The 20,937-nt window shown below is 43.4% G+C and carries 18 protein-coding genes; 17 read left to right on the top strand and 1 reads right to left on the bottom strand.

Annotated elements, in window-relative coordinates:
- Window positions 1-18: 18 nt before the first annotated feature.
- Both ftsH and GT508_RS09805 read left to right on the top strand, forming a co-directional pair.
- A complete protein-coding gene (gene ftsH, locus GT508_RS09810; RefSeq protein WP_161144128.1) occupies window positions 19-1,863 on the top strand; it encodes an ATP-dependent zinc metalloprotease FtsH in 1,845 nt (614 codons plus the stop codon).
- Window positions 1,864-1,914: 51 nt separating this feature from the next.
- Entirely contained in the window at window positions 1,915-3,984 is a 2,070-nt protein-coding gene (locus tag GT508_RS09805) for a glycoside hydrolase family 13 protein (protein ID WP_161144127.1), read from the top strand.
- Between the two features lie 105 nt (window positions 3,985-4,089).
- On the opposite strand, the gene map is transcribed toward GT508_RS09805, so the two are convergent.
- On the bottom strand, window positions 4,090-4,899 hold the full coding sequence (gene map / locus GT508_RS09800) for a type I methionyl aminopeptidase (RefSeq protein WP_028087646.1): 810 nt from the start codon (window positions 4,897-4,899) through the stop codon (window positions 4,090-4,092).
- A gap of 262 nt (window positions 4,900-5,161) precedes the next feature.
- Between map and GT508_RS09795 the strand changes: the two genes are divergently transcribed.
- The 15 genes from GT508_RS09795 (at window position 5,162) to GT508_RS09725 (ending at window position 20,519) form a co-directional block, all read left to right on the top strand.
- Window positions 5,162-6,238: a 6-phosphofructokinase gene (locus tag GT508_RS09795; protein ID WP_138376055.1), complete on the top strand. Its 1,077-nt coding sequence runs from the start codon at window positions 5,162-5,164 to the stop codon at window positions 6,236-6,238.
- A gap of 46 nt (window positions 6,239-6,284) precedes the next feature.
- Window positions 6,285-7,856: a DNA polymerase III subunit gamma/tau gene (dnaX, locus tag GT508_RS09790; RefSeq protein WP_055284714.1), complete on the top strand. Its 1,572-nt coding sequence runs from the start codon at window positions 6,285-6,287 to the stop codon at window positions 7,854-7,856.
- A gap of 12 nt (window positions 7,857-7,868) precedes the next feature.
- On the top strand, window positions 7,869-8,222 hold the full coding sequence (locus GT508_RS09785) for a YbaB/EbfC family nucleoid-associated protein (RefSeq protein WP_006427477.1): 354 nt from the start codon (window positions 7,869-7,871) through the stop codon (window positions 8,220-8,222).
- Window positions 8,223-8,266: 44 nt separating this feature from the next.
- The gene (gene recR / locus GT508_RS09780) at window positions 8,267-8,863 is read left to right on the top strand and encodes a recombination mediator RecR (RefSeq protein ID WP_028087642.1); all 597 of its coding nucleotides are present in this window, start codon (window positions 8,267-8,269) and stop codon (window positions 8,861-8,863) included.
- Between the two features lie 28 nt (window positions 8,864-8,891).
- A complete protein-coding gene (locus GT508_RS09775; RefSeq protein ID WP_117598256.1) occupies window positions 8,892-9,992 on the top strand; it encodes a LacI family DNA-binding transcriptional regulator in 1,101 nt (366 codons plus the stop codon).
- 304 nt (window positions 9,993-10,296) lie between these two features.
- A complete protein-coding gene (gene fsa / locus GT508_RS09770) occupies window positions 10,297-10,950 on the top strand; it encodes a fructose-6-phosphate aldolase (protein WP_028087640.1) in 654 nt (217 codons plus the stop codon).
- A gap of 43 nt (window positions 10,951-10,993) precedes the next feature.
- Complete coding sequence (locus tag GT508_RS09765) at window positions 10,994-11,830, top strand: transketolase (protein ID WP_055284710.1); 837 nt, start codon at window positions 10,994-10,996, stop codon at window positions 11,828-11,830.
- Window positions 11,818-12,759, top strand: coding sequence for a transketolase family protein (locus GT508_RS09760; RefSeq protein WP_055284708.1), 942 nt, complete (start codon window positions 11,818-11,820; stop codon window positions 12,757-12,759). Before GT508_RS09765 ends, GT508_RS09760 begins: the two co-directional genes overlap by 13 nt.
- A 214-nt stretch (window positions 12,760-12,973) precedes the next feature.
- Window positions 12,974-13,879 (top strand): 1-phosphofructokinase, encoded by a 906-nt coding sequence (pfkB, locus tag GT508_RS09755; protein ID WP_117598255.1) that lies wholly within the window; start codon window positions 12,974-12,976, stop codon window positions 13,877-13,879.
- A gap of 58 nt (window positions 13,880-13,937) precedes the next feature.
- Window positions 13,938-15,866, top strand: a complete 1,929-nt coding sequence (locus GT508_RS09750) for a PTS fructose transporter subunit IIABC (protein ID WP_117598254.1) — start codon at window positions 13,938-13,940, stop codon at window positions 15,864-15,866.
- Between the two features lie 103 nt (window positions 15,867-15,969).
- Complete coding sequence (locus GT508_RS09745; RefSeq protein ID WP_117598253.1) at window positions 15,970-16,227, top strand: HPr family phosphocarrier protein; 258 nt, start codon at window positions 15,970-15,972, stop codon at window positions 16,225-16,227.
- 8 nt (window positions 16,228-16,235) lie between these two features.
- Window positions 16,236-16,979 (top strand): DeoR/GlpR family DNA-binding transcription regulator, encoded by a 744-nt coding sequence (locus GT508_RS09740; RefSeq protein WP_055284702.1) that lies wholly within the window; start codon window positions 16,236-16,238, stop codon window positions 16,977-16,979.
- Between the two features lie 219 nt (window positions 16,980-17,198).
- Window positions 17,199-18,257, top strand: a complete 1,059-nt coding sequence (locus tag GT508_RS09735; RefSeq protein WP_161144126.1) for a LysM peptidoglycan-binding domain-containing protein — start codon at window positions 17,199-17,201, stop codon at window positions 18,255-18,257.
- Window positions 18,258-18,320: 63 nt separating this feature from the next.
- Complete coding sequence (locus tag GT508_RS09730) at window positions 18,321-19,577, top strand: DUF5711 family protein (RefSeq protein WP_161144125.1); 1,257 nt, start codon at window positions 18,321-18,323, stop codon at window positions 19,575-19,577.
- 15 nt (window positions 19,578-19,592) lie between these two features.
- Window positions 19,593-20,519 (top strand): CvpA family protein, encoded by a 927-nt coding sequence (locus GT508_RS09725; protein WP_118310016.1) that lies wholly within the window; start codon window positions 19,593-19,595, stop codon window positions 20,517-20,519.
- Window positions 20,520-20,937: the final 418 nt, after the last annotated feature.

Below are 20,937 nucleotides of genomic sequence, written 5' to 3'. Positions count from 1 at the left end.
AAGAAAGGAGCCTGAAAATTGGATAATAAGAAAGCGAGAGGACTGAACGGTGCTGTATTTCTGGTGTTTGTCATATTTTTGTTCGCAGCACTATGGTTTACCAATCAGTTCGATCAACGAGAAAAAGAGATTACCTGGAAGAATTTCCAACAGTTGGTTCAGAATGACAAGATCGAGTCGGTAGAAGTGAATCAGAATAAGAGTGTTCCGACAGGACGTGTAGAGATTACGTTGAAGGGAGACGACGATTCCGATAAGATCAGATATCTGTATGTTTCTGATGTTAACGAGATCCAGGATTATCTGAAAGAACAGAATGTGGAGTATACGATGCCGGATATCCCGCAGGACAGCTGGGCAGCAACCACATTTCTGCCGGTTATTCTTACACTGGGCGGAGTTTTTCTGCTCTTCGGTCTGATGAACCGGCAGGGCGGCGGTGCGAATTCGAAAGCAATGAATTTTGGAAAGAGCCGTGCAAGACTGAGTACAGACCGTGACAAGAAAGTGACATTTGCCCAGGTGGCAGGTCTGGAAGAAGAGAAAGAGGAACTGGAGGAGATTGTTGATTTCCTGAAATCTCCAAAGAAATATATCCAGGTGGGAGCAAGAATCCCGAAAGGCGTGTTGCTGGTAGGCCCTCCGGGAACCGGTAAGACACTGCTTGCGAAGGCAGTTGCCGGAGAAGCGGGAGTTCCGTTCTTTACGATCTCCGGTTCGGATTTTGTGGAAATGTTTGTCGGTGTCGGTGCATCCCGTGTCAGAGACCTGTTCGAGGAGGCTAAGAAGAATGCACCTTGTATCATCTTTATCGATGAGATCGATGCAGTTGCAAGACGCCGTGGAACCGGAATGGGCGGCGGACATGACGAGCGTGAGCAGACACTGAACCAGTTACTTGTAGAGATGGATGGTTTTGGTGTCAATGAAGGTATCATCGTGATGGCTGCAACCAACCGAGTAGACATCCTTGATCCGGCAATCCTTCGTCCGGGACGATTCGACCGCAAGGTTATGGTTGGAAGACCTGATATCAAAGGGCGTGAGGAGATCCTTAAGGTTCATGCGAAAGGCAAACCACTGAGTGAGGAGATCAATCTGCAGCAGATCGCGCAGACAACAGCAGGATTTACAGGTGCAGATCTGGAAAATCTTCTGAACGAGGCAGCAATTCTTGCAGCGAAGGATAACAGAGTATTCTTAAAACAGGATGATATTAAGAAAGCATTTGTAAAAGTCGGAATCGGTGCAGAGAAGAAGAGCCGTGTCATTTCCGAAAAAGAGAAGAGAATCACAGCATTTCATGAAGCAGGGCATGCAATCCTGTTCCATGTACTCCCGGATGTGGGACCTGTATACAGTGTCTCGATCATCCCGACAGGAAGTGCGGGAGGATATACGATGCCGCTTCCGGAAAAGGATGAGATGTTTAATACAAAAGGAAAGATGCTTCAGGATATTACGGTATCACTCGGTGGACGTGTAGCCGAAGAAGAAGTATTTGATGATATCACAACCGGTGCATCCCAGGATATCAAACAGGCAACCGGTCTGGCAAAATCCATGGTTACAAAGTTCGGTATGTCGGAAGCAGTCGGGCTGATCAACTATGATGATGACAACAATGAGGTGTTCATCGGACGTGATCTGGCGCATACAGCAAGAGGCTACGGAGAGGGTGTGGCTACTGTAATCGACCAGGAAGTAAAGAGAATTATTGATGAATGTTATGACAGAGCAAGACATATCATTAGAAAATATGACGATGTTCTGCATACATGCGCAGATCTTCTGCTGGAAAAAGAAAAGATTTCCCGGGAAGAATTTGAAGCGCTGTTCCCGGAAGATGTATCGGAGGACTAGGAGGAAGAGCTTTCCTTTCCGGAAACAAAAAATGAGAGAGGTGTTAGTTATATGAATAAGGCGGCTTTATTTTGCGATGGAACAGAAGGGTATGTATATCCCCCTGAACCGAAGGAGAATGAACTGGTAACGTTCCGGTTCCGTACGGCGAAGGATGATGCAGACAGAGTAGGGCTTGTGACATCGGCTGACACATATGTAATGGAAAAAGAATGCACACAGGGAGAATTTGATTATTATACGTTTGAAGTGCGTCTGGGGGCAGAGCCTTTCAGATATTGTTTCGAAGTGCAGTCTGGAACAGAAAAATATTATTATGGACGATGTGGAATCTCTCGCGAGATCCTGGAGTACTATAACTTTGTTGTAGTACCCGGATTTTCCACACCGGACTGGGCAAAGGGAGCGGTTATGTATCAGATATTTACAGACCGCTTTTATAACGGAGATAAGTCAAATGATGTAGAGACGAACGAGTATTACTATATCGGAGATTATTCCCGGAGAGTAACGAACTGGGATAAATATCCGGCGAACATGGGGGTAAGAGAATTCTACGGCGGGGATCTGCAGGGAGTCATGGATAAACTTGATTATCTGCAGGAGCTGGGTGTAGAAGTTGTATATTTTAATCCATTATTTGTGTCACCGTCGAACCATAAATACGATATCCAGGATTATGATTATATTGATCCGCATTATGGGAAGATCGTAGATGACGGAGGTGAGGTGCTTCCGGAGGGTGTGACGGACAACAGTCAGGCAACGAAGTATAAAAAACGCACGACAGGTCTTAAGAACCTGGAAGCAAGTAATGAGTTGTTCATTAAGCTGGTAGAAGAATTACACCGTCGTGGTATGAAAGTGATTCTGGACGGCGTATTCAACCATTGCGGTTCTTTCAATAAGTGGATGGACCGTGAGAGAATATACGAAGGCGAAAAAGATTATGAACCGGGTGCTTATATATCGGCAGACAGTCCGTACAGAAGCTACTTCCGTTTCTTCAAAGAAGGACCGGAGAACTGGCCGTATAATGGTAATTATGATGGCTGGTGGGGACATGATACTTTGCCGAAACTGAATTATGAAGATTCTGTAAAGCTGGAAAATTATATCTTATATATCGGGCGGAAATGGGTATCACCGCCGTATAATGTAGATGGATGGCGTCTGGATGTGGCAGCAGATCTGGGACGCAGCAATGAATATAACCATGATTTCTGGAAGAAATTCAGAACAGCCGTGAAAGATGCGAATCCGAGTGCACTGATCCTTGCGGAACATTACGGGGATCCGAGCGACTGGCTTAAAGGTGACGAGTGGGATACCGTCATGAACTATGATGCATTCATGGAGCCGATCACATGGTTTCTGACAGGAATGGAAAAGCACAGTGATGAGGCCAGAGAAGAACTTCTAGGTAACATCGATAACTTTATCGGGTCGATGGCACATCATATGTCGAATATGCTGACCCCTTCACTGCAGGTAGCGATGAACGAACTTTCGAACCATGATCATTCGAGATTCCTTACGAGAACGAACCACATGGTTGGCCGTGTAGAACATCTGGGACCGGAAGCCGCAAATGAATATGTAAATAAAGCGGTTATGCGTGAAGCGGTTGTCATGCAGATGACATGGGTCGGAGCACCGACCATATATTATGGTGATGAGGCGGGCGTTTGTGGATTCACGGATCCGGATAACAGAAGGACCTATCCGTGGGGACGTGAAGACCATGAACTGATTGCGTTTCACAAAGAAGCGATCCGCATCCACAAAGAGCATCCGGCACTTAGAACCGGTTCTCTGAAGATTCTTGGCGGAGAAGAGAATGTCCTGTCTTATGCAAGGTTCAAAGGCAATGACCGGATCGTCATCGTGATCAATAACCGCAGCGAACGTACGGAAGTGAAAGTTCCTGTATGGGAGGCTGAGATTCCGGCAAAATGTCGTATGAAACGTCTGCTGTATTCTTACAAAGACGGATATACAACAGAGTATGAGGAATATCTGGTGGAAGATGGTGAAGTGGTTGCAAATATGGGACCGCATTCGGCATTGGTGCTGGGAATGCGGAATGAAGAGGAGCATGACTGGCTGTATATCCTGTAGAGTGGAGATAAAAAAGATTACCGGAAAAGGAACTGTCCTTTCCGGTAATCTTTTTTAATATCTGAGTATGCAAAAAATGGAGTTGCCTGCGGCAGGTTCTCTGTGTTATTTTGTAAGAACTTCTACTCCGTCTTCTTTGATAAGAACCATATATTCAATCTGGGCAGAAAGACCGTCATCATCTGTATAAACGGTCCAGCCGTTGTCTTCATCCACATAGAATTCCGGAGATCCCTGATTGATCATTGGTTCAATTGTGAACATCATACCTGGGACCAGAACCATCTCGCTGCCCTTTGGAGTAACATAACTTACAAATGGTTCCTCATGGAATTCCAGACCGATTCCATGACCGCCGATCTCTTCTACGACAGAATATCCGTTTTCCTGTGCGTGGGAATTGATCGCATAAGCAATGTCTCCGAGATGTCCCCATGGTTTTGCAGCTTTGAGGCCGAGTTCCACGCACTCTTTTGTGACACGGACGATACGTTCTGCTTCCGGAGATACCTCACCGATCGTGAACATACGGGATGCATCGGAAAAATAGCCGTTTAAGATAGTAGATACATCAACATTGATGATATCGCCATCGATCAGGATCTCGTGTTCACTTGGGATGCCGTGGCAGATAACGTTGTTGATAGAAGTGCACACGCTTTTTGGGAATCCTTCATAATTCAGAGGCGCAGGAATCCCGCCATGCTCTGTTGTAAAATCATACACCAGTTTATCGATCTCGGCAGTGCTCATTCCTGCGTGAATATGAGCAGCTACATGATCGAGAACTGCGGTGTTCAACGCTGCACTTTTTTTAATCATTTCAATCTGTTCCGGTGTTTTCAGTAATGAACGGTCAGGAACGATCTGACCTTTGGACGCAAGTGTCCATAATTTTATATCTAATTTATCCACAATACTACCTGCTTTCTACACAAATTTTCCACATGTATTATAACACGTTTTTGAAAAAGAGACAGGGGAATTTTTGTCAACAGGAGTGAGCCGGATGAAAAAACATCTGTCTCGTATTGTCTCGGCCATAAAAATAAGTTATAATTTTACTGGTATTGTATACAGAAAGTGGGTAAGCTCATAGGTAGGACTTTTCTAAACCGGAAATTCTATATGGTGCAGAATAAACGAATACACAGGCAATATAGAAAGGAGCAGATATATGTTAAGAATTGGAATGCTTACAAGTGGCGGCGACTGCCAGGCACTGAATGCAGCAATGAGAGGCGTCGTAAAGGGGCTTGTTTCAAAAAGGGATGATGTAGAGATTTATGGATTTCAGGATGGATATAAGGGTTTGATCTATTCGAATTTTAAGATGCTTACGTCAAAAGATTTTTCGGGAATCCTGACACTTGGCGGAACGATCCTGGGAACATCCAGACAGCCGTTTAAGTTGATGAGAGTACCGGATAAGGACGGAATTGACAAAGTAGAGGCGATGAAACACACATATCACAAGTTGAATCTGGACTGCCTGGTAATTCTGGGAGGGAATGGAACACACAAATCAGCCAATATGCTGAGAGAAGAAGGACTTAATGTGGTAACACTCCCGAAGACGATCGATAATGATCTCTGGGGAACAGATATGACGTTCGGATTCCAGAGTGCAGTAGATATTGCAACAGATACGATTGATAAGATCCATACAACAGCGACATCTCACAGCCGTGTATTTATCGTGGAAGTAATGGGACATAAAGTAGGATGGGTCACACTTCATGCAGGAATTGCCGGTGGTGCCGATATTATTCTTCTTCCGGAGATGCCATACGATATCAATTCAGTGGTTGACGCAATTGAAAAACGCGGCAAAGCAGGGAAGAGATTTACAATTATTGCTGTTGCCGAAGGTGCAATTTCAAAAGAAGATGCAGCACTCTCAAAGAAAGAATTAAAAGAGAAAAAAGCAAAGAAGAAATATCCTTCTGTTGCATATGAACTTGCCGAGAAGATTCAGGAAAAGACAGATAAAGAAGTAAGGATCACAGTTCCCGGACATACACAAAGAGGCGGCTCTCCGTGTGCATATGACCGTGTACTTGCAACAAGACTTGGTGCAGAAGCTTCGAGAGCAATTTTGGAAGGTGATTTCGGATGTATGGTAGGGACCAGAAATCAGGAGATTATCCGCGTGCCATTGTCAGAAGTTGCCGGAAAACTAAAATATGTAGATCCAAAAGCATCGATCATTGACGAGGCAAAGACCATAGGTATCAGCTTCGGTGATGAATAGATGCGGAGACTGAGCAGGATCTCCATTTAGACAAGGAGTGTAAAGAATGTCATATACGGCATTATACCGTAAGTTTCGTCCGGATGAATTCGAAGATGTAAAAGGACAGGATGCGATCGTCCGGACATTGAAGAACCAGATCAATGCAGATCGTATCGGACATGCATATTTGTTCTGCGGGACCAGAGGAACCGGAAAGACAACCGTTGCGAAGATATTTGCGAAAGCAGTCAACTGCGAACATCCGGTAGATGGAAGCCCGTGCGGGGAGTGTGCAATGTGCCGGTCGATCGCAGCTGGTACATCGATGAATGTGATCGAGATTGATGCGGCATCTAATAATGGTGTGGATAACATCCGTGAGATCCGTGAAGAGGTCACATATCGCCCGACAGAAGGGAAATATAAAGTATATATTATTGATGAGGTGCATATGCTGTCGATCGGCGCATTCAATGCATTGTTAAAAACATTGGAAGAACCTCCGGAATATGTTATATTTATTCTTGCGACAACGGAGGCACACAAGATTCCGATTACGATCTTGAGCCGATGCCAGCGATATGATTTTAAAAGAATTTCCATTGAGACGATCGCAGCGAGATTGCGTGAACTGATCGATAAAGAAGGATGGGATGTGGAAGATAAGGCGGTCCGCTATATCGCAAAGATGGCGGATGGCTCTATGAGGGATTCACTGAGCCTTCTGGATCAGTGTGCGGCATTCTATATGAATGAGACACTGACATATGATCATGTACTGGAAGTGCTGGGAGCGGTGGATACGGAAGTATTCAGCCGGCTGTTAAGACAGCTGCTTGCGATGGATGTACATCAGGTGATCGAGACGGTAGATGAGCTGGTAATGCAGGGAAGAGAATTGTCTCAGCTGGCGGCAGATTTCACATGGTATCTGAGGAATCTGCTTCTGGTGAAGAGCTCGGATGATATGGAAGATGTACTGGATGTATCATCGGAGAATCTGGCACTGTTAAAAGAAGAAGCACAGATGATTGACAGTGATACACTGATCCGCTACATCCGCATTTTTTCGGATCTGACGAATCAGTTGAAATATGCGACACAGAAGAGGGTTCTGCTGGAAGTAACCCTGATCAAATTATGCCGTCCGGCAATGGATCAGAATAAGGACGCCCTGCTGGACCGCATCCGTGCGATTGAAAAACAGCTGGAGGACGGAGCGTGGGAAGCACCGGTCAGGGAGCGTGTTGTGTATGCATCCGATGCAAAAGAAGCAGCGGCACCGAAGCCGAAACCGGAACTTCCGCAGGCATTAAATGAAGACGTGAAAGCGGTGGCAAAAGATTTCCGGATGATCATCAATGAGGCTTCCCCGATGCTCCGCACATATCTGAAAAAAGCGAGATTAAGTGCCGGAGAAGGCAACCGGCTTCTGATCGTGCTGCCGGATGAACTGAGTGCCAGTGCAGTTGCGACGCCGGATCACAAAGAAGAGATCCAGTCGTTGATCGAGCAGAAGATCGGTAAAAAAGTAGAGATAGACGTCCGCCAGATGGAGGCAGGACGCAGATTCGAGGATCACTTTGTGGATCTGGAGAATCTGATCAATATGGAAATTACTGTAGAAGACGAATAGGAGGATATTATCATGGCAAAAAGAGGAGGATTCCCAGGAGGCGGGATGCCGGGAAATATGGCAAATCTGATGAAACAGGCACAGAAGATGCAGCGTCAGATGGAAGAACAGGCAAAGGAAATGGAGACAAAAGAATTCAGTGCAACTGCAGGCGGCGGTGCTGTTGAAGTAACTGTATCCGGAAGCAAGAAGATATTAAAAGTAAAACTGGATGAAGAAGTAGTAGATCCGGATGATGTAGAGATGCTGGAAGATCTGCTTGTGGCAGCAGTCAATGAAGCACTGGAGAAAGTAGACGCAGAGACAACTTCTGCAATGTCTAAGTTCACCGGCGGCATGGGCGGCGGAATGCCGGGATTATTCTAAGAGAAGATCCGGAAAGAATGATTCTTACAGGGAGTTAAAAAATTATGGATTATTACAGTAATCAGATGAGCAAATTGATTGAGGAACTGTCATGCCTTCCGGGAATCGGAGCAAAATCTGCGGCAAGACTTGCGTTCCATCTGATCCATATGCCGGTTGATGATGTAAAAAGACTGGCTTCTACGATGGTGGAAGCCAGAGAGAATATAAAATATTGCAAAGAATGTTATACACTTACCGATCAGGAACTGTGCCCGATCTGCAGTAACAGTAACCGTGATCATCAGACGATCATGGTGGTTGAGAATACAAGAGATCTTGCGGCATATGAAAAGACAGGGAAATATAATGGTGTGTATCATGTGCTTCATGGTGCAATCTCTCCGATGCTTGGGATAGGTCCGGAAGATATCAAATTAAAGGAACTGATCGGGCGTCTGCAGGGAGATGTAAAAGAAGTGATCATTGCAACGAATTCGAGTCTGGAAGGTGAGACTACAGCGATGTATATCAGTAAGCTGATCAAACCGACGGGAATTAAAGTAAGCAGAATTGCAAGCGGTGTTCCGGTCGGAGGAGATCTGGAGTATATCGATGAAGTGACGCTTCTCCGGGCACTTGAAGGAAGGACAGAACTGTAGAGCGTTTGTCCCCGTCAGAGGTGAGAGAATGAAGAAAAAGGTTACATCAACAGATATTGCCCATGCTGCCGGAGTATCACAATCTACGGTTTCTATGATCCTGAACAAAAAATATGATGTGTCATTTGCCAAAGAAACTGTGGAAAAAGTAGAAAATGCTGCAAAAGAGCTGGGATACGTCCCGCCGAAACGGAAAACGAGGAAGGGGACAAAAAGAGAGAAACTTCTGGTTGTATTTTGCCCCAATCTGACGAATCCGTATTATGTTATGCTGCTGCAGGGAATCGAGGCGCATGCAAAAGAAAAAGGATTTGGTCTTTTTGTATGTAATACACAGAGAGATCTCCGGATGGAAGAACGCTATCTGAAAATGATGTGGCAGTTACGGCCGCTGGGGATTATCTACACCTGTAATCCGAGCCATTGCTTTATGGATCTGGTGGGAGAGATTGCAGAACAGATACCGGTTGCGATCGTAAATAACCAGAATGAAAAGATGAATGTAGATGCAGTGGAACTTGATAATTCAAAACTTGGAAGAGTGATGGCGAAGCATCTGCTGGAATTAGGTCACAGAAAGGTTGCATATATAGCACCGCCATTGACAGCAAGACAGAAACAACGTTCAAAACGGGTGGAAGGTTTCCTGAAAGAGTATGAAAAAGCCGGTCTACGAGACCAGGTGATCATCAAGGCGGCAAAAGAAGAGATTGATCTTGATGTGGCACATATTGATTCCGAATATAAGATCGGATATGAACTGACGAAAGAGTTGTTGAATGAAACGACAGATGTGACAGCAATTGTCGGATTAAATGACATGATTGCATTTGGAGTCATGGATGCACTTTATGAGGCAAAGATAAAAGTGCCGGCCGATGTGTCCGTGATGGGATGTGATAACACACTGTTTGCCAGAATGCATAACATGAATCTGACGACGATCGAGCATTTTGTGACTTTTAAAGGAAGGGATGCATGTGATATTATAATGAAGAAGATAGCATCACATCATTCAGCGAATATGGAAACAGCACCGATCAGTACCTATCATGTGGAATATGAACCGCAGCTGATCGTCCGTGGAACAACAACGTATGCAAAAAATGCACGAAAAAAGAAAAATTAATTCTTTTGCGAAAATTATTATTAATAATTGCTCGATTTTACAAACTGAAAATACATGTTAGATGTTAATGCCCCTTATAAATGCGTGAAAATCGATAATAAAAAGAAAAAATTAAAAATAATGTTAACATTTCTATCAAAAAAATAAAAAAAGTTCGATTAATAATTTGAAAATATTAATAAAGAAAATTATTAATAAAAAATTATGGCTATTGACCGGAGTTCCATGAATAGAGTATAATTTATATCAAACGATAACAAGGGAATGGTGAACAGATTTCACCGATTTTAAGGAGGAAAACAACATGAAATTTTTCATTGACACAGCGAACGTAGAGGATATTAAGAAAGCAAATGATATGGGAGTTATCTGCGGGGTAACAACAAACCCATCTCTGATCGCAAAAGAAGGTAAAGTATTTGAAGAAGTTATCGCTGAGATCGCATCTATCGTAGACGGACCTATCAGTGGAGAAGTAAAAGCTACAACAACAGATGCAGAAGGCATGATCGCAGAAGGAAGAGAGATCGCTAAGATCCATCCGAATATGGTAGTTAAGATTCCTATGACTGTAGAAGGATTAAAGGCAGTTAAAGTACTTGCAGCAGAAGGTATCAAGACAAACGTAACTCTGATCTTCAATGCAAACCAGGCGCTTCTTGCAGCAAGAGCAGGCGCATCATTCGTATCACCATTCCTTGGACGTCTGGACGATATCTCTACAAGAGGAGTAGACTTAATCTCAGAGATCGCACAGATCTTCGAAGTTGCAGGAATCGATACAGAGATCATCGCAGCAAGCGTACGTAACCCGATCCACGTAACAGACTGTGCATTAGCAGGTGCCGATATCGCAACTGTACCTTACAAAGTAATCGAGCAGATGACACATCATCCATTAACAGATGCAGGAATCGAGAAATTCCAGGCTGATTACAAAGCAGTATTCGGAGAATAAGAATAAGTAAAGCTATCATATATAATGATTCAGGAGGAACAACATGAACAAATTAGAGCTTATGAAGACAGCCAACGAAGTCCGCAAGGGCATCGTTACTGCAGTTCACAGTGCAAAATCCGGACATCCGGGTGGATCACTGTCAGCAGCAGACATTTATACATATCTGTATTTTGAAGAGATGAATATCGATCCTAAGGATCCTAAGAAAGCAGACCGTGACCGTTTTGTATTATCAAAAGGACACACAGCACCGGGATATTATTCAACACTGGCACACAGAGGATTCTTCCCGGTAGAAGATCTGACAACTCTTCGTAAAGTCGGATCATATCTTCAGGGACATCCGGATATGAAACACATCCCAGGTGTTGATATGTCAAGTGGATCCCTCGGACAGGGAATCTCAGCTGCAGTAGGAATGGCTATTTCAGCTAAGCTTTCAGATGATGATTACAGAGTATACACACTTCTCGGAGATGGTGAGATCCAGGAGGGACAGGTCTGGGAAGCTTCTATGTTAGCGGGACACAGAAAGCTGGACAACCTGGTAGTGATCGTTGATAATAACAACCTTCAGATCGATGGAAAGATTACAGACGTTAACTCTCCATATCCAATCGACAAGAAATTCGAGGCATTTAACTTCCATGTGATCAATATTGATGGAAATGATTTTGACCAGATCGAAGCAGCTTTCAAAGAGGCTCGCAAGACAAAGGGAATGCCGACTGCAATTATTGCAAAGACAATCAAAGGAAAAGGAGTTTCCTTCATGGAAGATCAGGCCGGATGGCATGGAAAAGCTCCTAATGATGAGCAGTATGCACAGGCAATGGAAGAATTAGAGAAAGCAGGTGAAGCATTATGTCAGAAGTAAAGAAAATCGCAACAAGAGAAAGCTACGGTAATGCTTTGGTAGAATTAGGAAAAGAACATGAAGATCTGGTAGTGTTAGACGCTGACCTTGCAGAAGCTACCAAGACGGGAATGTTCAAAAAAGCTTTCCCGGAACGTCACATTGACTGTGGAATCGCTGAGTGTAACATGATCGGAGTTGCAGCAGGTATCGCTGCCACAGGAAAAGTTCCGTTTGCAAGTTCATTTGCTATGTTTGCAGCAGGACGTGCATTTGAGCAGGTTCGCAACTCAGTCGGATATCCAAAATTAAACGTTAAGATCGGTGCTACACATGCCGGAATCTCTGTTGGAGAAGACGGTGCTACACATCAGTGTAACGAAGATATTGCTCTTATGAGAACAATTCCTGGAATGATCGTGATCAATCCTTCTGATGATGTAGAAGCAAAAGCAGCTGTAAAAGCAGCTTATGAGCACGTAGGTCCTGTATATCTCCGTTTCGGAAGACTTGCAGTTCCAGTTATCAATGATAATGCAGAATACAAATTCGAGATTGGTAAAGCCATCACACTTCGTGAAGGTACTGATGTAACAATCATCGCAACAGGTCTTGAGGTATCTGAATCCCTCGCAGCAGCAGAGAAGCTCGCAGCAGACGGAATCAGTGCAGAAGTGATCAATATGCACACGATCAAACCGTTGGATGAAGCAGCGGTTGTTGCAGCAGCAGCTAAGACAGGAAAGATCGTAACAGTTGAAGAACACTCTGTTATCGGCGGACTTGGAAGTGCTGTATGTGATGTGGTTGCAGAAAAAGCACCGGCTAAAGTAATGAAGATTGGTGTAAATGATACATTTGGTGAGTCTGGTCCGGCTGTAGAACTGATTAAGAAATACGGTCTTGACGCAGACAGCATTTATGCAAAAGTAAAAGCATTCGTAAAATAATAATATAGAACGGATAGTCAGAGGCTGTCGCTTTAACGAAAGAAATTTCGTTGGGCGGCAGCTTTTTTGCGGTAAGCAATTAAAAACAGTCAGATTCGTTCTTTGTTTGTGCAAAATCAACCAAAAACAGTCAAAATATTTGTGGACTAATGTGATTGAAAATGACTGGATTTGACGATATAATGAACTCAACAAGTTGAAAGGAGTAAGAAATATGATTTATACAGTTACGTTTAATCCATCGTTGGATTACATCGTTTCAGTGGACGATTTTAAACTCGGACTTACAAACCGTACAAGCTCAGAACTCATGCTTCCGGGTGGAAAAGGGATTAATGTTTCTATCGTGCTTAAGAATCTTGGAATCCAAAGTACGGCACTTGGATTTATGGCCGGATTTACGGGAAAAGAAATTGCAAGACGATTGGAAGAAGAAGGTGTAGCATCTGATTTCATTCAGATCGAAGAAGGAATATCAAGAATCAATTTGAAACTGAAATCCATCGACGGAACAGAAATTAATGGAAGTGGTCCAAAGATTCCGAAAGAGAAAGTAGAAGAATTGATGAAGCGTCTGAATACGATGAAAGAAGGCGATGTCTTATTCCTTGCAGGAAGTATCCCGGCATCTATGCCAGACGATATCTATAGCAGAATCATGAAAGAGTTGAAAGATAAAGGCATCATGATCGTTGTGGATGCAACAAGAGATCTTCTTATGAATGTACTGGAGTATTGTCCGTTTCTGATCAAACCAAATAATCATGAGCTTGGTGAGATCTTCGAAGTGACACTTAAGACGAGAGAGGACGTCATTCCTTATGGAAGAAAGCTTCAGGAAAAAGGAGCCAGAAATGTGCTGATCTCGATGGCGGGAGAAGGTGCGGTGCTGATTGCGGAAAATGGAGAAGTATATAGTTCGCCGGCGCCGAAAGGAACATTGGTCAATGGTGTAGGAGCCGGAGATTCCATGGTGGCAGGTTTCATGACAGGCTGGATGGAAAAGCAGGATTATGAGCATGCTTTCCGTATGGGAGTCGCAACAGGAAGCGCAAGTGCATTTTCCGAATATCTGGCAACCAGACCGGAAGTAGAAGAAGTATATAAACAGCTGGTGTAAGGCATAAAAGAGAAAAGTGTTGCAAAGAAAACGATTTATCAACAGGAGGGAAAATTATATGAGAATCACAGATTTGCTGGATGCAAGAAGTATTCTTTTGAATGCATCGCCAAAGAGCAAAAACGAAGCACTCGACCAGATCGTTGATCTCATGGTAAAGAGCGAAAAGATCAATGATAAAGAAGCATATAGAAAGCAGGTATATGCAAGAGAAGAAGAAAGTACGACAGGAATCGGAGAAGGAATCGCCATTCCGCATGGAAAATGCGATGCGGTAACAAAACCGGGGCTGGCAGCAATGGTAGTTAAGGATGGTGTGGATTTTGATTCGCTGGATGGGGAGCCTGTTACACTGATGTTCCTGATCGCAGCACCGAATACAGAAGACAATATCCATCTGGATGTATTGAGTAAGTTATCTGTTCTTCTGATGAATGAAGAATTTACAGAGGCTTTGAGAAATGCGGAGACAGTAGAAGAATTTATGGGTATCATCAATGATGCCGATGAAAAAGAAGCAGGAATTGATGAAAGACTTGCGGGAGAAGGAACGGCAGCAGAAGAAGAGACCAGAGGAAAGGTTAAGATTCTTGCAGTCACATCCTGCCCGACCGGAATTGCACATACGTATATGGCGGCTGAAGGAATTGAAAAAGCTGCAAAAGCAAAAGACTGTGCAGTAAAAGTTGAGACAAGAGGTTCAGGCGGAGCGAAAAATGTACTGACTTCAAAAGAAATCGAAGAAGCAGACGGAATTATCGTAGCTGCAGATGCACAGGTTCCGATGGATCGTTTTGACGGAAAGAAAGTTATTGTCTGCCAGGTGTCTGATGGTATCAGTAAAGCAGGTGAACTGGTTGACCGTGTGATCAGCGGGGACGTTCCGGTATATCATGCGGCAAATGGAGCAGAAGTGCAGGAAAGTAAAGGTGGAAGATCATCCGGCAGCATCGGACATCAGATTTACACACAGTTGATGAATGGTGTATCCCATATGCTTCCGTTCGTAGTCGGCGGTGGTATTCTGATCGCACTGGCATTTTTGATCGACGGACTTTGCGTAGATATGAATGCATTGGCAAAAGCAGATAGAGCTAACTTTGGTACTATTACACCGGTAGCGGCGCAGCTTAAGACGATCGGCGGACTTGCATTTGGATTGATGCTTCCGGTACTTGCGGGATATATAGGTGAAGCAATCGGCGACAGACCGGCACTTGCGGTTGGATTTGTAGGCGGAGTTATCGCAGCAAACGGAAAATCCGGATTCCTCGGAGCGCTAGTAGCTGGTTTTGTGTCCGGATATCTGATTCTTCTTCTTAGAAAACTGTGTGACAAGCTTCCGGATGCACTGGAAAAGATTGCACCGGTTCTGATCTATCCGGTAGCCGGAATTCTTGGAATCGGCCTTCTTATGAACTTTGCGATTGAGCCGGTCATGGGAGCGATCAATACTGCACTGAACAACGGACTGACCGGAATGGGTGGCTCAAGCAAGCTTGTGCTTGGTCTGATCCTTGGCGGAATGATGGCGATTGATATGGGAGGCCCGTTCAATAAGGCGGCATATGTGTTCGGTACAGCCGCAATCGCAGCAGGAAATTATGATATCATGGCAGCTGTTATGATTGGAGGAATGACCCCTCCATGTGCAATTGCACTTGCAACATTATTATTTAAAGACAAATTTACAAAATCAGAAAGAGAAGCAGGACCGACAAACTTCATTATGGGACTCGCATTTATTACCGAAGGAGCGATTCCATATGCGGCAGCAGATCCGCTTCACGTACTGCCGGCCTGCATTGCCGGTTCTGCGGCAGCCGGAGCACTGTCTATGGCATTTGGATGTACACTGATGGCACCGCACGGTGGAATCTTCGTATTCCCTGTAGTGGGAAATGCAATCATGTATCTGGTGGCACTGGTAGCAGGAACTGTAATTTCAGCGGTATTACTCGGAGTACTCAAAAAGAAAATTATATAAAAATAATAGTAAAATACAGGTTTGTCCGCAGAGATGTTGACAGACCTGTAAAAAATGAATAGAATGAAAATCACCAATGTAATATTCTATGGAGGTATGAAGAATGAAAGAATTTAAGTATGTAATCAAAGATAACGAAGGAATCCACGCTCGTCCGGCAGGAGAACTGGTGAAACTTGCAAAATCTTTCGAATCATCAGTGATGATCGAAAAAGAAGGAAAGAAAGCTGACTGCAAGAAGATCTTCGGCCTTATGGGACTTGGCGCTAAGAAAGACCATGAAGTAACATTTACATTTGAAGGTGCTGATGAAGAAGCAGCTTGCGAAGCAGTAAGCAAATTCATGCAGGAGAACCTGTAGGAGGACATATGCTTACAGAACAGCGTTATGAACAGATATTGAAGCTTCTTGAAAAAGAAGGCAGTATTACCGTGACAGAAGTTAAAGAACTTCTGGATACATCGGAATCGACCGTGCGCAGAGATATCACAGCACTTCATAATGCGGGAAAACTGGTGAAAGTGTTCGGAGGTGCGGTCGCATTAGATCACGTGGTAACACCGCAGGAGCCGACAGTGGCTCAGAAAATAACCGTTCATGTATCAGAAAAGCGGCAGATTGCAGAATATGCCGCAAGATTGATCGGACAAGGTGAATATATATATCTTGATGCAGGAACCACAACCGGATATATGCTGGAATTTCTGCGGGATAAAGATGTAACTGTTGTGACGAATGCGGTAGTGCATGCTCAGCAATTGGCAAAGTCCGGGGTGAAAGTACGACTGGTTGGAGGAGAACTGAAAAGTTCCACGGAAGCGGTTGTCGGAAGTGAGGCAATGGAGACGATCAGAAAGTATCATTTTACCAAGGGGTTCTTTGGTACCAATGGTGTGACTAAGAAAACAGGGTTCACGACACCGGATGCGAGTGAAGCAATGGTCAAAAAGATTGCGATGGAACAGTGCCAGGAAAAATATGTATTATGTGACGAGTCTAAGTTCGGTGAGGTGAGTTCTGTAACGTTTGCTCCGTTTGCAGGCGCAAAAATCGTTACAGATCAGATGCCGGAAGGATACCGGGACTGTGGAAATATTATCGTCATATCATAAGAACAGAATATAATAAGATAGAGATTTCTGAATGATTTATTCGGGAATCTCTTTTTATGTACCAAAATCTGAAAGAAAAGCTGCCTGAAATTCCGGAAGTGTGTCGGGAAATAAAAAATTGTATCGGAAAATTCCATGGACAGGTCCCATCAACTGATAAAATACGCATATTTTGTATGATATCATAGGCAAAAATATATAAGACGAGGTGATTGTGTCATGGAAAGACAACTTCCAAAAAACGTAAGACAGATAGGAAATGTAAGTGACAATCCAAAGATATATGTAGAAGATTATGTAGATACATATCTGAACCAATTAAGAGAAAAAGCGAAAGAACAGCCGGTTGGAGTGATTCTGGCTGGAGAAGTGCTGGAACTGGAAGACGAAAAGGCTGTATTTGTGTCAGGAGCTGTACAGATGCAAGAATTATCGGAAAAGGATGGTAAACTTGAAATCGGACAAGATGGAATGAAACATATGATGGAAGAAGCAGCGCAGTATTTTCCGGAAAGTCATATTGTCGGATGGGGAATTGTTGAAGAAGGCAATCCGATGAGCCGCAACCGGGAAGTGAAGAAAATACAGGAAAGAGAATTTGGGCAGGAAGGAAGTCTGTTCCTGTGGAAAAACGCAAGAGAGCAGGACGAGATATTTTATGCGTACAAATTTGGTGAACTGATGCAGATCGGAGGGCATTACATTTATTATGAAAAGAATCCTGAGATGCAGAACTATATGATCAATACACGCAAGGAGAATGGAGTAACCCCCAGTGAAGTGGTTGAGGATCGAGCTGCAAAGAATTTTCGTAGTGCAGTGAGAGAAAAGATAGAATATAAAGAGCAGCATCAGAGTTCGGCATTTGCCTATATTACGAGTGCAGTGCTTGTGCTGATCGTATTGGTGATTGGGATCACAACGGTTAATAATTTTGATAAAATGAAAGCGGTACAGAATTCTCTGGAAACACTTTCGGAAACAGTCGGTGGCGGACAGGCTGACGCAAAGACAAGGACCGAAACCGCTGAAACGGCGAAAAACAATGCAAAAGAAGCGTCTGGAACGGTAAAGAAAGCGGAAGGGACAACGACATCAGAAACATCGGACGGACAACTCTCCGATCAGGATTATTATGTAGTACAGAAAGGCGAAACGCTTGCGGGAATCAGTCAGAAATTATATGGAGATACGTCTCATGTGAAGGCAATCTGCAAAATGAATGGGCTGTCTGACGGCAACCTGATCTATATAGGACAAAAATTATTACTCCCATAAATGTGAAATGTGGTATACTAGGGTACACAGTATCAGAAGAAACGTTGAAAGGATGACCGACGGATGGAACGCAGGAAGAACAGCAATCTCCATGTTGTGAGAGAGCCGGAAGATCCCACGGATAAGATCATAGATGAGATTATGGATGAACTGAACAGTGAAGATGGGATGCCGGAGAAAGAAGTCCGGGAAGAGCTGATGAAAAGAAAAAAAAAGAAACAGAAAAAGATGATGGTTGGTATTGCGATAGTGGCTGCAGTGGGCGTGTTGATATATCTGCTGATCAATCTACAGACATATACCAAGGTACGGATCAGTGATACCTATGTTGGTGAGAGTGCATCGGACAATAATTATGTACAGTTTTCGGACGGTGTATTGAAATATAGTAAAGATGGTATTTCGTATCTGAGTCAGACCGGAAAAGAGAAGTGGAATCAATCCTATCAGATAAAGAATCCAATGATAGATATTACAGAAAAGTCGGCAGCAGTTGCGGACAAAGAAGGCAATGATATTCTGGTTTTCCAAGAAGATGGCCTGAAAGGTGAAGTGCATACGACGATGCCGATTGAAAAAGTCAGTGTATCGGAACAGGGAATTGTGAGTGCAATATTAAAAAGCGATACAGCAATGAAAGTAATCTGTTATGATACGGCAGGAAACATACTGGTAGAGCATAAGACATCACTTGCAGGAAGCGGATATCCGGTGGATGTGGCTCTGTCTGCAAATGGTCAGATGATGCAAGTGCTGTATCTTTATACGCAGGATGGCCGGATCGAGGGCAGATTACATTACTATAACTTTGGGGATGCAGGAAAAGATAAGACAGATCATCAGGTTACTAAAAAGAACTACAAGAACACAATTATGGCATCCGGATTTTTTATGGATGAGAATACATCGGCGGCAATCGGTGACAATGCTATGGTGATCTATACCGGAAAAGACATTCCGAAACAAGCTGTAAAGATAACCATGGATAAGGAGATAAAAAGTGTATTTCATAATGAGAAATATATCGGTCTGATCCTAAAGAATCAGGGAAAGAGTGGTTATGAGCTCAGGTTATACAATAAGACCGGAAAAGTCGTGCTGTCGAAAGAATTCACCGGTGATTATAATCATGTGAAATTATGTGATGATCAGGTGATCATGTATGACGGAAAAACATGCAGTATATTTATGAAAAATGGTGTACAGAAGTTCAAAGGCAGGATGGATAATAACATACAGGAAATATTCCCGGTTGGAGGGGTGAACCAGTATATTGTGTTGAGTGCGAATGGAATGGAAAAAATCCGTCTTGTAAAATAAGGAGAAAGTATGCATATGAATTGGCTGGAAATATCCATAGGGATCGTGTTTCTGATCTGTATCATAACGGGACTGGTCAGAGGTGCAATCCGGATTATGGTATCGTTGATCGCAACAATTGTCACGTTTGTGATTGTTTTCTTCGCAACGCCGTATGTGTCTCAGGCAGTAGAGAAATATACGCCGCTGGATGATATGATAAAGCAGAAAGTAGTCAGTACGATGGCAGATGCGGCGACTTCGGCAATTACCGGAGGAGGTACTGTATCCGGACAAGGGCTGAATGAAGCAGCGGTAAAGAAGGCTTTGAAGGCAGCAGGTGTCAGTGAAGAGATGTTGAACCGGTATGGAATCTCGATTTCAGATATTGTAAATGGAAAGATCGACAGTTCTGATCTTGCAAAGTATGGAATCTCTGCAAATGTGCTGGATGGTCTTACCGGTGGAAGTGGAAGCAGCGTAGAAAATGTTATAGAAAATGCAGACATACCAGAAAGTCTGCAGGAGACAATGATTAAGTCTGCAGATATACCGGAGGTATTCAAGAATCTGTTGCTTAAAAACAATAATAAAGAAATGTATGATGAATTGGGCGTTACAACATTTCCGCAATATATAGGGGCCTATGTTGCCAGACTGGTGATCAATATTATAGCATTCATACTTACGTTTATTGTGGTGACGGTAATTATAAGAGCGGTTGTGTTTGCCCTGGATATTGTATCAGAACTACCGGTAATCGGTTTCTTTAATCATCTGGCAGGCGGTGCACTTGGAATCGGAATTGCACTTATCATTGTGTGGATCCTGTTTATGATTGTGACATTAATGTATACGACGGCTGTCGGAAAAGAAATCTATGAAATGGTACAGAACAATTCCATTCTGAAATTGATATATGATTGCAATCCGGTCATGCGGATGGCAGTGAAATTGATTTAATATGGATATAGCTTTTTGTCTGTATGGGAAATGAGATCAGGGAGAATATTCCTGGTCTTATTTTTTTGAATTGTCATGTCTGCAGAGATAATCTTCTTGTAAATATGTCTATAGAAGGATGGAGAATAGAAGTAGAATTGTCTGAATTGTCTAAATTGAAGAAAATATAAAAACAACGTTGACAATTCAAACGCCCTTGTGGTATATTAATCTAGCTGTCGCGTTAGACAAGGCCGTGAGGTAACAGAGTCGAAGTAGAAGACGGCGGGAACTGATTACGGAAAAGCAGGAAATGCCGGATCATAATCAGAAATCTTCGGGAATTGTTCCTGAAAAAAAGAATAAAATAACAGTTGACAAACACAACTGCTTGTGATATTCTTAATAAGCTGTCGCTTGAGACAAACGAATGTTTGAG

This window comes from Dorea sp. BIOML-A1 (assembly GCF_009875615.1).
Classification (GTDB): domain Bacteria; phylum Bacillota; class Clostridia; order Lachnospirales; family Lachnospiraceae; genus Dorea_A; species Dorea_A amylophila.
The sequence above is the reverse complement of the archived record's forward strand: the minus strand, read 5'-3'. Positions and strand labels throughout refer to the sequence as shown.

Coding starts and splice junctions, on each gene's coding strand:
- GT508_RS09740 (WP_055284702.1), top strand. CDS start 16,236: ATGCTTACAGAACAGCGTTATGAACAGATATTGAAGCTTCTTGAAAAA.
- recR (WP_028087642.1), top strand. CDS start 8,267: ATGGATTATTACAGTAATCAGATGAGCAAATTGATTGAGGAACTGTCA.
- GT508_RS09765 (WP_055284710.1), top strand. CDS start 10,994: ATGAACAAATTAGAGCTTATGAAGACAGCCAACGAAGTCCGCAAGGGC.
- GT508_RS09730 (WP_161144125.1), top strand. CDS start 18,321: ATGGAACGCAGGAAGAACAGCAATCTCCATGTTGTGAGAGAGCCGGAA.
- GT508_RS09785 (WP_006427477.1), top strand. CDS start 7,869: ATGGCAAAAAGAGGAGGATTCCCAGGAGGCGGGATGCCGGGAAATATG.
- GT508_RS09775 (WP_117598256.1), top strand. CDS start 8,892: ATGAAGAAAAAGGTTACATCAACAGATATTGCCCATGCTGCCGGAGTA.
- fsa (WP_028087640.1), top strand. CDS start 10,297: ATGAAATTTTTCATTGACACAGCGAACGTAGAGGATATTAAGAAAGCA.
- GT508_RS09805 (WP_161144127.1), top strand. CDS start 1,915: ATGAATAAGGCGGCTTTATTTTGCGATGGAACAGAAGGGTATGTATAT.
- GT508_RS09760 (WP_055284708.1), top strand. CDS start 11,818: ATGTCAGAAGTAAAGAAAATCGCAACAAGAGAAAGCTACGGTAATGCT.
- pfkB (WP_117598255.1), top strand. CDS start 12,974: ATGATTTATACAGTTACGTTTAATCCATCGTTGGATTACATCGTTTCA.
- GT508_RS09795 (WP_138376055.1), top strand. CDS start 5,162: ATGTTAAGAATTGGAATGCTTACAAGTGGCGGCGACTGCCAGGCACTG.
- GT508_RS09735 (WP_161144126.1), top strand. CDS start 17,199: ATGGAAAGACAACTTCCAAAAAACGTAAGACAGATAGGAAATGTAAGT.
- GT508_RS09750 (WP_117598254.1), top strand. CDS start 13,938: ATGAGAATCACAGATTTGCTGGATGCAAGAAGTATTCTTTTGAATGCA.
- GT508_RS09745 (WP_117598253.1), top strand. CDS start 15,970: ATGAAAGAATTTAAGTATGTAATCAAAGATAACGAAGGAATCCACGCT.
- GT508_RS09725 (WP_118310016.1), top strand. CDS start 19,593: ATGAATTGGCTGGAAATATCCATAGGGATCGTGTTTCTGATCTGTATC.
- dnaX (WP_055284714.1), top strand. CDS start 6,285: ATGTCATATACGGCATTATACCGTAAGTTTCGTCCGGATGAATTCGAA.